The sequence below is a fragment of the Streptococcus sp. 5004 genome (genome assembly GCF_013276755.1).
In the GTDB taxonomy this organism is placed as follows: domain Bacteria; phylum Bacillota; class Bacilli; order Lactobacillales; family Streptococcaceae; genus Streptococcus.
This window is the reverse complement of the sequence record NZ_VMLP01000008.1, coordinates 76,739-91,517: the sequence shown is the minus strand read 5'-3', so window position 1 is coordinate 91,517 and position 14,779 is coordinate 76,739. Positions and strand designations below refer to the sequence as shown.

At 37.5% G+C, this 14,779-nt stretch carries 11 protein-coding genes; all 11 read left to right on the top strand.

The genetic code is table 11. The annotated features are described in order from the left end of the window. Positions 1–396: 396 nt before the first annotated feature. The 11 genes from HT685_RS03410 (at position 397) to HT685_RS03360 (ending at position 14,648) form a co-directional block, all read left to right on the top strand. Entirely contained in the window at positions 397–624 is a 228-nt protein-coding gene (locus HT685_RS03410; RefSeq protein ID WP_050234264.1) for a hypothetical protein, read from the top strand. Between the two features lie 288 nt (positions 625–912). Continuing rightward, complete coding sequence (locus HT685_RS10065; protein WP_172930636.1) at positions 913–1,095, top strand: YSIRK-type signal peptide-containing protein; 183 nt, start codon at positions 913–915, stop codon at positions 1,093–1,095. Positions 1,096–1,271: 176 nt separating this feature from the next. Continuing rightward, the gene (locus HT685_RS03400; RefSeq protein WP_345789532.1) at positions 1,272–4,232 is read left to right on the top strand and encodes a sialidase domain-containing protein; all 2,961 of its coding nucleotides are present in this window, start codon (positions 1,272–1,274) and stop codon (positions 4,230–4,232) included. Positions 4,233–5,272: 1,040 nt separating this feature from the next. Beyond that, on the top strand, positions 5,273–6,172 hold the full coding sequence (locus HT685_RS03395; RefSeq protein ID WP_173225679.1) for an Rpn family recombination-promoting nuclease/putative transposase: 900 nt from the start codon (positions 5,273–5,275) through the stop codon (positions 6,170–6,172). Positions 6,173–7,294: 1,122 nt separating this feature from the next. Then, complete coding sequence (locus HT685_RS03390; RefSeq protein ID WP_173225682.1) at positions 7,295–7,747, top strand: YhcH/YjgK/YiaL family protein; 453 nt, start codon at positions 7,295–7,297, stop codon at positions 7,745–7,747. Positions 7,748–7,765: 18 nt separating this feature from the next. Beyond that, complete coding sequence (locus tag HT685_RS03385) at positions 7,766–9,103, top strand: sugar ABC transporter substrate-binding protein (RefSeq protein ID WP_173225685.1); 1,338 nt, start codon at positions 7,766–7,768, stop codon at positions 9,101–9,103. A gap of 78 nt (positions 9,104–9,181) precedes the next feature. Next, positions 9,182–10,066 carry a sugar ABC transporter permease gene (locus HT685_RS03380; protein WP_000237985.1) on the top strand — a complete coding sequence of 295 codons (885 nt, stop codon included), beginning with the start codon at positions 9,182–9,184 and terminating at the stop codon, positions 10,064–10,066. Beyond that, the gene (locus tag HT685_RS03375; protein ID WP_173225688.1) at positions 10,066–10,899 is read left to right on the top strand and encodes a carbohydrate ABC transporter permease; all 834 of its coding nucleotides are present in this window, start codon (positions 10,066–10,068) and stop codon (positions 10,897–10,899) included. Before HT685_RS03380 ends, HT685_RS03375 begins: the two co-directional genes overlap by 1 nt. Positions 10,900–11,130: 231 nt before the next feature. Then, positions 11,131–12,234 carry a Gfo/Idh/MocA family oxidoreductase gene (locus HT685_RS03370; RefSeq protein ID WP_000241736.1) on the top strand — a complete coding sequence of 368 codons (1,104 nt, stop codon included), beginning with the start codon at positions 11,131–11,133 and terminating at the stop codon, positions 12,232–12,234. Between the two features lie 179 nt (positions 12,235–12,413). Further along, positions 12,414–13,112 carry an N-acetylmannosamine-6-phosphate 2-epimerase gene (locus tag HT685_RS03365; protein ID WP_173228773.1) on the top strand — a complete coding sequence of 233 codons (699 nt, stop codon included), beginning with the start codon at positions 12,414–12,416 and terminating at the stop codon, positions 13,110–13,112. An 18-nt stretch (positions 13,113–13,130) separates the two neighbouring features. Next, entirely contained in the window at positions 13,131–14,648 is a 1,518-nt protein-coding gene (locus tag HT685_RS03360) for a PTS transporter subunit EIIC (RefSeq protein WP_000477437.1), read from the top strand. Positions 14,649–14,779: the final 131 nt, after the last annotated feature.

Below are 14,779 nucleotides of genomic sequence, written 5' to 3'. Positions count from 1 at the left end.
GCCACCTCAAAACGGTGTTTTGAGCTGACTTTGTCAGTCTTATCTACAACCTCAAAACAGTGTTTTGAGCGGCCTGCGGCTAGCTTGGTCTTTGATCTTCATTGAGTATAAAAAACAGATGAGTCTCTGTTTTCTTTTTATGAACTATAAATGTTCAGCTGAAACTACTTTCAAGGAGATTATTATATAAAAGAGTTTCTTGAAACTAAAATCTATTATACTACACCGCATTGAAAGCGTTTTAAAAATGAGGTATAATAAATTTGCTAACACTTATAAAAAGTGATAGAATCTTATCTTTATGTATATTTAAAGATAGATTGCTGTAAAAATAGTAGTAGCTATGCGAAATGACAGATAGAGAGAAGGGATTGAAGCTTAGAAAAGGGGAATAATATGATATTTAAGGCATTCAAGACAAAAAAGCAGAGAAAAAGACAAGTTGAACTACTTTTGACAGTTTTTTTCGATAGTTTTCTGATTGATTTATTTCTTCACTTATTTGGGATTGTCCCCTTTAAGTTGGATAAGATTCTGATTGTAAGCTTGATTATATTTCCCATTATTTCTATAAGTATTTATGCCTACGAAAAGCTATTTGAAAAAGTGTTCGATAAGGATTGAGCAGAAAGTATGATGTAAATAGCATAAGCCGATGTCCAATAATTTGCTTATAAAGAGATATTTTAGTTTAATTGCAGCGGTGTCCTGGTAGATAAACTAGATTGGCAGGAGTCTGATTGGAGAAAGGAGAGGGGAAAATTGACACCGATTTGAGATAGTTTGTTTAGTTCATTTTTGTCATTTAAATGAACTGTAGTAAAAGAAAGTTAAGAAAAGACAAACTAAGTGTATTTTCTGGAGTAAATGTCTTATTTCAGAAATCGGGATATAGATATAGAGAGGATCAGTATGAATCGGAGTGTTCAAGAACGTAAGTGTCGTTATAGCATTAGGAAACTATCGGTAGGAGCGGTTTCTATGATTGTAGGAGCAGTGGTATTTGGAACGTCTCCTGTTTTAGCTCAAGAAGGGGCAAGTGAGCAACCTCTGGCAAATGAAACTCAACTTTCGGGGGGGGGAGCTCAACCCTAACTGATACAGAAAAGAGTCAGCCTTCTGAGGAAGGAGAAAATATAACTCTTCCTGCAGAGCATGTAGAGTCTGTTTCAGAGACTGAACTTTCTGGCAATGAGCAAGAACATGAAGACAAGCAAGAAGAAAAAATTCCAAGAGATTACTATGCACGAGATTTAGAAAATGTCGAAACAGTGATAGAAAAAGATGACTTAGAGACGAATGATTCAAACGAAAAAAGAGTAGACTTGTCTGATGAATTAGAGAAAGTAAAGGGACTCCAAAATGCAACTGTTCATGTGGAGTTCAAACCGGCTGCTGATGGTCCTAGTTTTTACAATCTCTTTTCTGCTTCCAGTACAACTAAAATAAATGAATACTTTACAATGGCAATCAATAATGGGACAGCTTTGATAGAGGGACGTGGAGCTGATGGTAGTCAATTTTATGGAAGTTATACAGATGCGCCTTTGAAGATTAGACCAGGCAAGTATAATTCGGTTACTTTTACTGTTGAAAGACCAAGAAAGGATAGTCCAAATGGTCAGGTTCGTCTTTATGTGAATGGTGTATTATCTCGTACGAATAAAAAGTCAGGAAAATTCCTGGCAGACATGCCAGATGTGGATAAACTCCAGTTAGGTGCAACTAATAGAGCAGGAGAACTGAAGTGGGGCTCAGATCTTTCTATTCGTAATCTGACTGTATACAATCGTGCTCTAACTCCAGAGGAAGTCAAAAAACGTAGCCAGTTATTTGATGTGACAGATATTGAGCCGTCACTTGCTGAAGGGGCAGTCTTGACAGAGAAGCAAGAGTTGTTTATGAGTGGTGTCAATGATAAGCCAAATAGTGAAGGAATTAAGAGTTATCGGATTCCAGCTTTGCTACGTACGGATAAAGGAACATTACTGGCAGGAGCAGATCAGCGTCGTCTCCACCATTCTGACTGGGGAGATATTGCTATGGTCGTTAGGAGAAGTGAGAATGGGGGAACTACTTGGCAGCCAACCTTAACCTTGACCAACCTGCGAGACAATCCAGAAGCAAAAGATCCGCAGGCACCATCTCCACTTAATATTGATATGGTCTTGGTTCAAGATCCTACCACAAAGAGAATTTTTTCAATCTACGATATGTTTCCAGAGGGTCGAGCTGTCTTTGGAATGCCAAACAAACCTCAAAAAGCTTATCAACAAGTTGGAGACAAGCACTATCAATTACTATATAAACAAGGGGAAAATCAAGCATATACTGTTCGAGAAAACGGAGAAGTATATGATGCAAATAATCAAAAAACAGATTATCGCGTTGTAGTGGATCCAAAAGAAGAAGCCTACAGAGATAAGGGTGACCTCTATAAAGGAGAAGAGCTTCTTGGGAATATCTACTTTGCTCAATCTGCTAAAAATCCATTTCGTGTAGCCTATACGAGCTATTTGTGGCTTTCCTATAGTGATGATGATGGGAAAACTTGGTCGAAACCAAGAGATATTACACCATCAATTCGCCAAGATTGGATGAAATTTTTAGGAACAGGTCCAGGTACAGGAATTGTGCTTAGAACAGGAGAGCACAAGGGGCGTATCCTAGTTCCTACTTATACCACCAACGCTATCTCCCATCTAAGCGGATCTCAGTCTTCTCGTTTGATTTATTCAGATGACCATGGAGAAACATGGCAGGCTGGAGCTGCTGTTAATGATGATAGGACAGTAGGCAGAAGAAAAATTCATTCCTCAACTATGAATAATAGTCCTGCCCAAAATACAGAGTCAGTTGCTGTACAGTTAAATAATGGTGATGTGAAACTCTTTATGAGAGGATTAACGGGTGATTTACAGGTTGCCACAAGTAAAGATGGTGGGCAAACTTGGGATAAGGAAATCAAGATATATAATCAGGTTAAAGATGTTTATGTCCAAATGGCTGCTATTCACACCATGCACGAAGGAAAAGAATACATCATTTTAACCAATTCAGGAGGACCTAAACGGACGAATGGAATGGCTCATTTGGCTCGTGTAGAGGACAACGGAGACTTGACTTGGTTACATCATAGACCAATTCAAAAAGGAGAGTTTGCCTATAATTCGCTTCAAGAATTAGGAAACGGTGAGTATGGTATCTTGTATGAACATACTGAAAAAGGACAAAATGCCTATACCCTATCATTTAGAAAATTTAACTGGGAATTTTTAACAAAAGATCCGGTATATCCAACAAGTGTAACTATCAGGGAAGTTCGTAAATTGGAAACAGAAGAAGAGGATGCAGAACAAGGTATCTTAGCGATACAATTTGATTCTGAGGTACTAGTGAATTCTATTCCGACTTTGACTTTAGCGAATGGACACAAAGCTACCTTCTTGACCCAGGCAGATCAAAAAACTCTACTTTTTACCTTCAATAAAGAAGATGCAGGTCAAGAAATTACAGGTCTACTGGCCGGTAGAATTGACAGTATGCATGATTTACCAGTTACACTAGCTGGTAGTAGAATTCCTGAAGATACGAAAGAAAATCCTGTCGAGACCATGAATACAGTAAGAGAAGATGTATCTGAGGAGATGACAGAAAGGAAGTCAGAGAAGAATCAAGTGTCTATGGAGCCTTCAGGCAGAATGGTAGCAAACTCTCCTCTTACTTCTCTTGCTCCTCGTTATCTCCAATCTTATGTAGGAGATGTTACTTTAACTCCTCTTAAAACTGAGATTAAAGTTCCAGTAACGACTGGTTGGAAGCAAGAAAATGGTGCGTGGTATTTTTATACATCTGCTGGTGAAGTGGTGAAAGGCTGGCATCAGGAAGCGGGTAAATGGTACTACTTGAGTTCTACTGGTGCGATGGCAACTGGTTGGGTTAGAGATGGTAATCAATGGTATTATTTGAGTGAGAGTGGAGCAATGTCTACTGGCTGGGTTGAATCCAGTGGTGTGTGGTACTATCTCAATGCTAACGGCTCAATGGCAACTGGTTGGATAAAAGATGGAGACCATTGGTACTATCAGGAATCATCTGGTGCAATGAAGGTAAATCAATGGTTCCAAGTTGGAGATAAATGGTACTATGTTAATGAAAGCGGAAGATTAGCGGTTAATACTATAGTAGATGGTTATCAAGTTAACTCCAATGGGGAGTGGGTCAACTACTAGAACCTTGGATGTTGATGAATAACTGAGACACGTTTTGTCCGTCATAGAGATTAAAAGTTTATTTAGATAGTTTTAGTAGAAATTTCTACTCTAAGAAAAAATCAATTTAGATGAGCTCCTATTGCCGGGTAAATGACTTGCTAGTCGTAAATAAACTGTATATTTCTGACTGGATACTAATAGTCGCAACTTAACAGTTCACTTTAAGTGTTAAAATGCATATAGCTAGTTATTGGTTATATGCGTTTTTGTTCTTGATTATTTTATTTCTTGTCTTGGAATATAGGTAAAATTATAGTAAAATAAAATTCTGTAGATCATGTTGGTAGATATACAGGAAGAAGAGTGTATTGTTGACAATACAGCACATAGAATCCAACATGTCCTTATACTCAAAAAATCAAAGAGCAAATTAGGAAGCTAACCGTAGCCTGCTCAAAATACCGTTTTGAGGTTGTAGATGAAACTGACGAAGTCAGCTCAAAACACCGTTTTGAGGTTGTAGATAGAACTGACGAAGTCAGTAACATATACATACGGCACGGCAAGGTTGACATGGTTTGAAGAGTATGGAATAATCATAACTTATTTGAAGATTTTAAAAGATTGTAAGCTATTATATCTGGATAAATAAGTATTAGAAACTAAAGTGAGGAAAAAGATGTTTTTATATTTAAAAGGTTTAGGAAAATTTCGTATCGCTAACACCAGACGGCTATAGAGTGAACGAGTACGGGGAATGGATCAACTGATTTTGCTTTACGACCTATTGACGAGCAAGCTAGTAGTATAAAAAAACATTAGAATTAATAGTCTAGGAAGTGATAAGAGTTCTCTAAAATGGTTGATTTTGTAATCTTTTTTGTAAAATATAGTCTTTAATAAATAATATGAGTAAAATTCATCTCTTTGAAAGTGATTAGGGGTAATAGTTTTGAAGTTTCTCGCTTCTTTTGTCTTTCTTTTACGAATAAATAGATAGAAGCATTGAATCTAGCAAACCTAGATTAAAAATGTGCTATAATAGAAGGAGGAAAAGGATGATTCTAAGACATCCGGGCATTAGCCCGACCAATGACTTGGTTGCTAAGAAAATCTTTAGCAACCCAGAAATCACTTGTCAATTTATCCGCGATATGCTGGACTTGCCAGCAAAAAATGTGACCATTTTGGAGGGGAGCAATATTCACGTCTTACCTTCCATGCCGTACTCAGCGCAGGATTTCTATACCAGTATAGATGTTTTAGCGGAGTTAGATAATGGAACCCAAGTTATCATTGAGATTCAAGTCCATCATCAGAATTTTTTCATCAATCGCCTGTGGGCTTACCTATGCAGTCAGGTCAATCAAAATCTTGAAAAAATTCGCCAACGAGAAGGTGATACTCACCAGAGTTATAAACACATCGCACCCGTTTATGCCATTGCAATTGTGGACAGCAACTACTTCTCAGATGACTTGGCTTTCCACAGTTTCAGCATGCGAGAGGACACGACAGGTGAGGTCTTAACCATCACAAATAACGGTCAGGAAAACCATCTGGTTAAGATGGCTTTCTTGGAATTAAAAAAATACAGAGAAACCAGCAAAGATAAGGTTCGCAAACCGTGGTTGGAGTTTTTTGGGAATAAACCCTTTACTCAGGAACCCGAGCGAGCCATCAGTCAGGCAGACCAACTGCTGGACTACAAGAGCTGGTCCGAGGAGGATAGGGAAATGTTTAGTCAACTACGTATGCGCGAAGAACAAGCCTTGTTAGCACAGGACTATGCCTTGGAACAAGCTGAAGAAAAAGGGTTGGAGAGAGGTCGGGCAGAAGGACTTGAACGTGGAAAACTTTTTGCCTTTCTGGATATGGTTCGCCAAGGACTTCTGACTTCCGAGGTTGCCAGTCAGCAGTTGGGTATGTCAGTATCTGAGTTTGAGGCGTTGTTGTAAGATCAGCAATAATAGACAAGAAAACCATCTGGTTAAGATGGCATTCTTGGAATTAAAAAACTCTAAGCACAAAATCTTAAAAATCACAAACACGCATAGTATCAGGTATTGAACAACCTTGATACTATGCGTTTTATAGTGCAGTGAATCTATATTAGGACACTACAATTCTTAAATCATTGTTAGAAATTAGTTTGAATTTTCCAATCAATTTATTCGATTTTTACATCATTGCATTATATCATGCGACTATTAACCTTGTTTTCTCCTAAAATTGAGTTTTTTACACTTTCTTCTTTTTTCTGTTTTTTATCTTGTCCACTCGAAACAGGTCTTGCAAGAAACCTACTTATTTTTGAAAGTACTTTTAATGTAGTTGCTATAGTTAAAAAGATTTGAAACTAAATTCCAAATTAGAAAAAGACTTGAAATACTAAAAAAAAAAAGTATACTCTAATTGAAAACGGTAACAAAACTAATTTAGAGTATTTCTCTCTTAAAAAGTTCTTGGTGAAACGAGATGTAGAAAGGAGATTTAGGCAAAGAGTCTACTAGTGCTAGAATAATAGATTAGAATTATTTTAGAAAAACTAATACTCAATGAAAATCAAAGAGCAAACTAGGAAACTAGCCGCAGGCTGTACTTGAGTACGGCAAGGCGACGTTGACGCAGTTTGAATTTGATTTTCGAAGAGTATAAGTGAGCAGCTTATAAATTCAATTCCCCAAATAGATTCATACTAGTATCTTTTGCAAAAAATAAAGGGCGACTTCCTTCATGAATATCAATTTCATCTATAAGGAAGGTAGCTCATTGAACTAACTTATTTATTCTGTTTGTCGCTAGAAAAATCAGACCTCCTTGTGAAGATTGAGGAGATACTGAATGAAAATCAAAGAAGAAACTAGCAAGCTAGTAGCAGATTGCCCAAAACACCGCTTTGAGGTTGTAGATAAGACTGACCTATATAATTCAAGGTGAAGCGACTGCGGTTTGAAGAGATTTTCAAAGAGTATAGGCTAGAGAGTGTAGTGTTTTTATGTCCTTCTAGTAGAAAATGCTAGACAGAAGAATGGGGAACTTGGATAGGAAAAATAGATTGAGAAAGGAGGTTAGAAGAGATGATTATTACAAAAATTAGCCGTTTAGGAACTTATGTGGGAGTCAATCCACATTTTGCAACATTAATAGATTTTCTAGAAAAAACAGGACTAGAAAATTTAACAGAAGGTCCGATTGCTATCGATGGTGATCGATTGTTTGGGAATTGCTTTACTTATCTAGCAGATGGTCAAGCAGGGGATTTCTTTGAAACACACCAAAAATATTTGGATATTCATTTAGTTTTGGAAAACGAAGAAGCCATGGCTGTTACATCACCAGAAAATGTAAGCGTTACCCAAGAATATGATGAAGAGAAGGATATTGAATTATACACAGGGAAAGTGGAACAGTTGGTTCATTTGAGAGCTGGCGAATGTCTCATCACTTTTCCAGAGGATTTACATCAACCCAAGGTTCGTATAAATGATGAACCTGTGAAAAAAGTTGTCTTTAAAGTTGCGATTTCTTAATGTAGAAAGGGAAGAACGATGAAAAAAATGAGAAAGTTTTTATGTCTAGCTGGAGTTGCGCTAGCAGCTGTTGCCTTGGTAGCTTGTTCAGGAAAGAAAGAAAGTACAACTAGTACTGAACCACCGACAGAATTATCTGGTGAGATTACAATGTGGCACTCCTTTACTCAAGGACCGCGTTTAGAAAGTATTCAAAAATCAGCAGATGCTTTCATGCAAAAGCATCCAAAAACGAAAATTAAGATTGAAACATTCTCTTGGAATGATTTCTATACTAAATGGACTACAGGTTTAGCAAATGGAAATGTGCCAGATATCAGTACAGCTCTTCCTAACCAAGTAATGGAAATGGTCAACTCAGATGCTTTGGTTCCGCTAAATGATTCTATCAAGCGTATTGGACAGGATAAATTTAACGAAACTGCCTTAAATGAAGCAAAAATCGGAAATGATTACTACTCTGTTCCTCTTTATTCACATGCACAAGTTATGTGGGTTAGAACTGATTTGTTAAAAGAACATAATATTGAGGTTCCTAAAACTTGGGATCAACTCTATGAAGCTTCTAAAAAATTGAAAGAAGCTGGAGTTTATGGCTTGTCTGTTCCGTTCGGAACAAATGACTTAATGGCAACACGTTTCTTGAACTTCTACGTACGTAGTGGTGGAGGAAGCCTCTTAACAAAAGATCTTAAAGCAGATTTGACAAGCCAACTTGCTCAAGATGGTATTAAATACTGGGTTAAAATGTATAAAGAAATCTCACCTCAAGATTCTTTGAACTTTAATGTCCTTCAACAAGCTACCTTGTTCTATCAAGGAAAAACAGCATTTGACTTTAACTCTGGCTTCCATATTGGAGGAATCAATGCCAACAGTCCTCAATTGATTGATTCGATTGATGCTTATCCTATTCCAAAAATCAAAGAGTCTGATAAAGATCAAGGAATTGAAACCTCAAATATTCCAATGGTTGTTTGGAAAAATTCAAAACATCCAGAAGTTGCTAAAGCATTCTTAGAATCACTTTATAATGAAGAAGACTACGTTAAATTCCTTGATTCAACTCCAGTAGGTATGTTGCCAACTATTAAGGGGATTAGCGATTCTGCAGCCTATAAAGAAAATGAAACTCGTAAGAAATTTAAACATGCTGAAGAAGTGATTACTGAAGCTGTTAAAAAAGGTACTGCTATTGGTTATGAAAATGGACCAAGTGTACAAGCTGGTATGTTGACTAACCAACACATTATTGAACAAATGTTCCAAGATATCATTACAAATGGAACAGACCCTATGAAAGCAGCAAAAGAAGCAGAAAAACAATTAAACGATTTATTTGAGGCTGTTCAGTAGATGTAAAAGACTAGAAAATAGGTGGGCTAGTGAGCTGAAAAGCCCTAGCCCAATCTTGTAAAAGAAGGGAGAAGGAGAATGGTTAAAGAACGTAATTTAACTCGCTGGATATTTGTTTTGCCAGCTATGATTATCGTAGGATTACTCTTTGTTTATCCGTTTTTCTCGAGTATTTTTTATAGCTTTACCAATAAGCATTTGATTATGCCCAATTACAAATTTGTTGGTTTAGCTAACTATAAAGCTGTGCTATCAGATCCCAACTTCTTTAATGCGTTCTTTAATTCAATTAAGTGGACCATTTTCTCATTAGTTGGTCAAGTTTTAGTAGGGTTTGTATTGGCTTTAGCTCTTCACAGAGTACGCCACTTCAAGAAATTATATAGGACCTTATTGATTGTTCCTTGGGCATTTCCTACAATCGTTATTGCCTTTTCTTGGCAGTGGATTCTAAACGGGGTTTATGGCTACTTACCTAATCTAATCGTAAAATTAGGTTTAATGGAACATACACCTGCATTTTTGACAGATAGTACATGGGCATTCCTATGTTTGGTGTTTATCAACATTTGGTTTGGAGCGCCGATGATTATGGTCAATGTGCTTTCAGCTTTGCAAACAGTACCAGAAGAACAATTTGAGGCTGCTAAGATAGATGGTGCTTCAAGTTGGCAGGTGTTCAAGTTTATCGTCTTTCCACATATTAAAGTGGTTGTAGGGCTTCTAGTTGTTTTGAGAACTGTATGGATCTTTAATAACTTTGACATTATCTACCTCATTACTGGTGGTGGACCAGCCAATGCTACAACGACGCTTCCAATTTTTGCTTACAACCTGGGTTGGGGAACTAAATTGTTGGGTCGTGCCTCAGCAGTTACAGTGTTGCTCTTTATCTTCTTGGTGGCGATTTGCTTTATCTACTTTGCTATCATCAGTAAGTGGGAAAAGGAGGGTAGAAAATAATGAAGAAGAAATCCAGTATTTATTTAGATATTCTCTCACATGTACTCTTGATTGGTGCGACCATTGTTGCAATTTTCCCATTGGTATGGATTATCATATCGTCTGTCAAGGGTAAAGGGGAATTAACTCAGTATCCAACACGATTTTGGCCTGAACAATTTACATTAGATTATTTCACTCATGTTATCAATGATTTGCACTTTATTGATAACATTCGAAATAGTTTAATCATTGCCTTAGCTACAACCGTTATTGCGATTATTATTTCTGCTATGGCAGCCTACGGTATTGTTCGATTCTTCCCTAAATTGGGAGCAATCATGTCGAGACTACTCGTTATTACCTACATTTTCCCACCAATTTTGTTAGCAATTCCCTATTCAATTGCCATTGCTAAAGTTGGCTTAACAAATAGTTTATTTGGCTTAATGATGGTTTATCTATCTTTTAGTGTTCCATATGCAGTTTGGCTCTTAGTTGGATTTTTCCAAACAGTTCCAATTGGAATTGAAGAAGCAGCTCGAATTGATGGTGCAAATAAATTTGTTACGTTTTATAAAGTTGTGCTACCGATTGTAGCACCAGGTATTGTAGCAACAGCTATTTATACATTTATCAATGCTTGGAATGAATTCCTGTATGCCTTGATTTTGATTAACAATACAGGAAAGATGACAGTAGCAGTAGCCCTTCGTTCACTTAATGGTTCAGAAATACTAGACTGGGGAGATATGATGGCAGCATCTGTTATTGTAGTTCTTCCATCAATCATTTTCTTCTCTGTCATCCAAAATAAGATTGCAAGTGGATTGTCAGAAGGATCTGTGAAGTAATACTCAATGAAAATCAAAGAGCAAACTAGCCGCAGGCTGCTCAAAGTACAGCTTTGAGGTTGCAGATGAAACTGACGAAGTCAGCTCAAAACATGTTTTTGAGGCTGTAGATGAAGCTGACGAAGTCAGTAACCATACGCACAGTAAGGCGACGTTGACGCGGTTTGAAGAGATTTTCGAAGAGTATAAGTTAAAATTAGAAAGTTTATTCAATAATAAAGGAGAAAAAACATGGTTAAATACGGTGTTGTTGGAACAGGATATTTTGGAGCTGAGTTGGCTCGTTATATGCAAAAGAATGATGGAGCAGAGATTACTCTTCTCTATGACCCAGATAATGCAGAGGCGATTGCAGAAGAGTTGGGAGCAAAAGTAGCAAGTTCCCTAGATGAGTTGGTTTCTAGCGATGAAGTAGATTGTGTTATTGTCGCAACTCCAAATAATCTTCATAAAGAACCAGTTATCAAGGCCGCACAACATGGTAAAAATGTTTTCTGTGAAAAACCAATTGCGCTTTCTTATCAAGATTGTCGCGAGATGGTAGATGCATGTAAAGAAAACAATGTAACCTTTATGGCAGGACATATTATGAACTTCTTCAATGGTGTCCATCATGCAAAAGAACTCATTAATCAAGGAGTCATCGGAGACGTTCTATATTGTCACACAGCTCGTAATGGTTGGGAAGAACAACAACCGTCAGTATCATGGAAAAAAATTCGTGAAAAATCAGGTGGTCACTTGTATCACCACATCCATGAGTTGGATTGTGTTCAATTCCTTATGGGTGGCATGCCTGAAACTGTAACCATGACAGGTGGAAATGTAGCCCATGAAGGTGAAAATTTCGGTGATGAAGATGATATGATTTTTGTCAATATGGAATTTTCTAATAAGCGTTTTGCCTTGTTAGAATGGGGTTCAGCTTATCGTTGGGGTGAACATTATGTCTTAATCCAAGGAACCAAAGGCGCTATCCGCCTAGACTTATTCAACTGTAAAGGAACTCTTAAGCTAGATGGGCAAGAAAGCTATTTCTTGATTCATGAATCGCAAGAAGAAGATGATGATCGTACTCGTATCTATCATAGTACAGAGATGGACGGAGCAATTGCTTATGGTAAACCAGGTAAACGTACTCCATTATGGTTATCATCTGTCATTGACAAAGAAATGCGCTATTTACATGAGATTATGCAAGGAGCTCCAGTCTCAGAAGAATTTGCAAAACTATTGACAGGTGAAGCTGCCCTAGAAGCAATTGCTACTGCAGATGCTTGTACCCAGTCTATGTTTGAAGATCGCAAAGTAAAATTGTCAGAAATTGTAAAATAAATTTTGGTATTCTCCTATTATAGGTCGACTTGCTCCTCTGAAAGTACTTTTAGAGGAGCTGTTTGACTTGGCTAGTTTTTGAAACTGAAATCTATTGTACTACAAACTCTTGAAAGCGTTTTATTTTTAAGATATAATAATCTCATAGAAACAAAGAAAAAGGAAAAGGAGGAAAGAGGATGCCACAGATTAGCAAAGAAGCCTTGATTGAGCAAATCAAAGATGGAATCATCGTTTCTTGTCAGGCTCTTCCTCATGAACCGCTTTATACAGAAGCGGGAGGAGTCATTCCCTTGCTGGTCAAAGCGGCTGAGCAAGGTGGAGCAGTCGGTATCCGAGCAAACAGTGTTCGTGATATCAAGGAAATAAAGGAGGTTACAAAACTTCCGATTATTGGAATAATCAAACGAGATTATCCGCCACAAGAACCCTTCATCACGGCTACCATGAAAGAAGTTGATGAATTGGCAGAACTGGACATCGAGGTGATTGCTCTGGATTGTACCAAGCGTGAACGCTACGATGGTTTAGAGATTCAGGAGTTTATCCGTCAGGTTAAGGAGAAATACCCTAACCAGCTCTTGATGGCTGACACAAGTACTTTCGAAGAAGGACTAGCAGCTGTAGAAGCAGGAATTGACTTTGTCGGAACAACCTTATCAGGCTATACATCTTATAGTCCAAAAGTTGACGGACCAGATTTTGAATTAATCAAAAAACTCTGTGATGCAGGTGTAGATGTCATTGCAGAAGGAAAAATCCATACACCTGAACAAGCCAAACAAATCCTGGGATATGGAGTGCGAGGCATCGTTGTTGGTGGCGCTATTACTAGACCAAAAGAGATTACAGAACGCTTCGTTGCTGGTCTTAAATAAGATGTAAGGGGGAATTTTATGTTTAAAGTTTTACAAAAAGTTGGAAAAGCTTTTATGTTACCTATAGCTATACTTCCTGCAGCAGGTCTACTTTTGGGGATTGGTGGTGCACTTTCAAACCCAACCACGATAGCAACTTATCCAATACTAGACAATAGTTTTTTTCAATCAATATTCCAAGTAATGAGCTCTGCAGGAGAGGTTGTATTCAGTAATTTATCACTACTTCTCTGTGTGGGATTATGTATTGGCTTAGCGAAACGAGATAAAGGAACCGCTGCGCTAGCAGGAGTAACTGGTTACTTAGTTATGACTGCAACGATTAAAGCTCTGGTAAAACTTTTTATGGCAGAAGGATCTGCAATTGATACTGGAGTTATTGGAGCATTAGTTGTCGGAATAGTTGCCGTATATTTGCACAATCGATATAACAATATTCAATTACCTTCCGCTTTAGGATTCTTTGGGGGTTCACGCTTCGTTCCTATTGTTACATCGTTCTCTTCTATCTTAATTGGCTTTGTCTTCTTTGTTATTTGGCCACCTTTTCAACAACTTCTTGTTTCTACAGGTGGATATATTTCTCAGGCGGGTCCAATTGGAACTTTTCTATATGGATTTTTAATGAGACTTTCTGGAGCAGTAGGCTTACATCATATGATTTACCCTATGTTTTGGTATACTGAACTTGGTGGTGTTGAAACTGTTGCAGGACAAACAGTGGTTGGAGCTCAAAAAATATTTTTTGCTCAATTAGCCGACCCGACTCATTCTGGATTATTTACAGAAGGAACAAGGTTTTTTGCAGGTCGTTTCTCAACAATGATGTTCGGTTTACCGGCTGCCTGTTTAGCGATGTACCATAGTGTTCCTAAAAATCGTCGTAAAAAATACGCGGGTCTGTTTTTTGGAGTTGCTTTAACATCTTTTATTACCGGTATTACAGAACCAATTGAATTTATGTTTCTATTTGTCAGTCCGGTTCTATATGTTGTACACGCATTCCTTGATGGTGTCAGCTTCTTTATTGCAGACGTCTTAAATATTTCAATAGGAAACACATTCTCAGGAGGTGTAATCGATTTTACTTTATTTGGAATTTTGCAGGGGAACGCTAAAACGAATTGGGTTCTTCAGATTCCATTTGGACTTATTTGGAGTGTTCTGTATTATATTGTTTTTAGATGGTTCATTACTCAATTCAACGTTCTAACGCCAGGACGAGGAGAAGAAGTAGATTCTAAAGAAATTTCTGAATCCACAGATTCAACTTCAAATACTGCAGATCATTTAAAACAGGATAGCCTACAAATTATCAGAGCGTTGGGTGGATCAAATAATATAGAAGATGTAGATGCTTGTGTGACACGTTTACGTGTAGCTGTAAAAGAAGTTCATCAAGTTGATAAAGCACTTTTAAAACAAATTGGTGCAGTTGATGTCTTAGAAGTGAAGGGTGGTATTCAAGCAATATATGGAGCAAAAGCAATCTTATATAAAAATAGTATTAATGAAATTTTAGGTGTAGATGATTAATACTCAATGAAAATCAAAGAGCAAACTGGGAAGCTAGGCGCAGGCTATACTTGAGTACGCCAAGGCGAAGCTGGCATGGTTTGAAGAGATTTTCGAAGAGTATAAGTACTTACTGACTTAATAAAAAACAG

Bases quoted from the DNA above. Each gene is read 5' to 3' on its own strand.
- HT685_RS03370 (WP_000241736.1), top strand. From the start codon at position 11,131: ATGGTTAAATACGGTGTTGTTGGAACAGGATATTTTGGAGCTGAGTTG.
- HT685_RS03365 (WP_173228773.1), top strand. From the start codon at position 12,414: ATGCCACAGATTAGCAAAGAAGCCTTGATTGAGCAAATCAAAGATGGA.
- HT685_RS03385 (WP_173225685.1), top strand. From the start codon at position 7,766: ATGAAAAAAATGAGAAAGTTTTTATGTCTAGCTGGAGTTGCGCTAGCA.
- HT685_RS03395 (WP_173225679.1), top strand. From the start codon at position 5,273: ATGATTCTAAGACATCCGGGCATTAGCCCGACCAATGACTTGGTTGCT.
- HT685_RS03390 (WP_173225682.1), top strand. From the start codon at position 7,295: ATGATTATTACAAAAATTAGCCGTTTAGGAACTTATGTGGGAGTCAAT.
- HT685_RS03360 (WP_000477437.1), top strand. From the start codon at position 13,131: ATGTTTAAAGTTTTACAAAAAGTTGGAAAAGCTTTTATGTTACCTATA.
- HT685_RS03380 (WP_000237985.1), top strand. From the start codon at position 9,182: ATGGTTAAAGAACGTAATTTAACTCGCTGGATATTTGTTTTGCCAGCT.
- HT685_RS10065 (WP_172930636.1), top strand. From the start codon at position 913: ATGAATCGGAGTGTTCAAGAACGTAAGTGTCGTTATAGCATTAGGAAA.
- HT685_RS03375 (WP_173225688.1), top strand. From the start codon at position 10,066: ATGAAGAAGAAATCCAGTATTTATTTAGATATTCTCTCACATGTACTC.
- HT685_RS03410 (WP_050234264.1), top strand. From the start codon at position 397: ATGATATTTAAGGCATTCAAGACAAAAAAGCAGAGAAAAAGACAAGTT.